This is a genomic window from Rathayibacter iranicus NCPPB 2253 = VKM Ac-1602, from assembly GCF_003149025.1.
GTDB lineage: Bacteria > Actinomycetota > Actinomycetes > Actinomycetales > Microbacteriaceae > Rathayibacter > Rathayibacter iranicus.
The window spans coordinates 1-1,761 of the sequence record NZ_QGDV01000034.1; the positions used below are offsets into that span (position 1 = coordinate 1).

Consider the following 1,761-nt stretch of genomic DNA (forward strand, 5'->3'; position numbering starts at 1 on the left):
GGAAGGGACGGTCGTCGTGGCGGATTTGGGTGCGATCGAGGAGGACGTCCCGTTCGATACCGGGCTTGCGGAGTCGGTGATCTCGGCGTTCACGGATGCTGCGGCCACGCTGGAGGGTCAGGCGGGGACCCGGGCGGCGGCAGCGACGTCGGCGTTGGCGGAGTTCCGTGGCCGTTTCGCGGAGTTGTTTCGCCAGAACGCGCAGACCGGTGCGGGGGACGCGGTCGAGTTGGCGGCGCGTCTGAAAGAGGTCGCGGTCGCGGTGGGCCGGTTGCGGGATGAGGCTGCGAAGGAGCAGCAGCGGCGTGTGCTGGCGCGGGAGTGGAAGCGGAAAAAGGATTCCCGGAATCTGTTTGAGCAGATCGGGGAGGGTCTGTTCGGGGAGGAGGATCCGCCGGTGGGTCCGCCTGCGGAGGAAGTGTCGATCCCGGTTCAGGAGGCGTCGGTTCGGGCTCGGGAGACTCCCGCGCCGGGTGGCGGGGGGATGGGTGGGGGGACGTCGTCGGCGCGGCCGGATGATCTGCGGGCGTTCGCGGATACGTCGTCGGTGGCGAATGATGACCTGCGGGATCGTCCGGCGCGCCTGCGGGCGTTGGTGACGGATTTCACGGACCGGTGCCGGTGGGGGCATATGGACGCGGAGGGGGTGGTGTCGGGGTTCACGTCGTGGTTGGCGGCGAATGATCAGGACGTGGTGTGGGCGCGGAGCATCGCGGACGCGTTTACGGCCGCGGGCGGTGACGGGGTCGTGTCCACCGTCGCCGACAGCGCGTTGGCGGTCGCGGTGGCGGCCGCGGGCGTGACGCTGTCGCGGGAGGATTTGACGATTGGTGCGGCGCAGGTGTTTGGGGCGGCGCCGACGTCGGGGTATGCGGATGACCCGGTGAATACGTCCACGGGGAACTTCCTCGACACGGAAGTCGATCTCGGGTTCCCCGGTGGTGCGGGGTCGTTGCGGCTGGAACGCACCTACAACTCCCTCGACCTGAGCGAGGGCGCGTTCGGGCCGGGCTGGTCCTCGGTGACCGAAGTGCGCCTGCGGGTTGGGGACGACGGCGCGACTCTCGTCCTCCCCGACGGCCGGGAGCTGCTGTTCCCCCGGCAGGGCGACGGCTGGGACCGCGCGGTGGGCGAGAACCGGTGGCTGACCCGGGAGATCGACCCGGAGCGCGCGGGTGAGCGTCTTGTGGTGTCCGGGAACGACGGCTCCCGGTGGGTGTTCACTGTGGCCGGCCGGTGGTTGTCCGCGGGGAGTGGTCCGGGGACGCGGGTGGACGTCGAGTACGACGGCGACGGTGCCCTGTCCCGGCTGGTGCATGAGCGGGGCCGGTGGGTCGCTGTGGAGTGGTCGGGCGGCCGGGTGGTTGTTGCGGCGGCGTCGGATGGTCGCCGGGTGGAGTACGAGTACGACGAGGGCCGCCTGGTCGCGGTGTCCGGGCCGGGTGGGACGCGCCGGTACGGGTGGAACCCGGACGGGCTGCTGGAGTCGGTGACGGATGCGGCCGGGGTGCTCGAGGTTCGGAACACGTTCGACGCGCGGCGGCGAGTGCGTACGCAGGCGTCGCCGTTCGGGCGGACGACCCGGTATGCGTATCTCCCTGGCCGGGCGACGGTCGTCTCGGACACGGACGGGTCGCGGTCGAATACGTGGATTTCGGACACTCGGGGTCGTCTGGTGGGGGTGGTGGATCCGTTGGGGCGGCGGCAGTCGATGAGTTACGACGCTGCCGGGAACCTGCTCGCCGCGACCGGCCGCGATGG

Annotated in this window: 1 protein-coding gene; it reads left to right on the plus strand. The window is 70.9% G+C overall.

Annotated elements, in window-relative coordinates:
* Window positions 1–16 precede the first annotated feature (16 nt).
* On the plus strand, window positions 17–1,761 hold a 1,745-nt coding region (locus B0H03_RS16835), incomplete at its 3' end, for a DUF6531 domain-containing protein (RefSeq protein WP_165828001.1).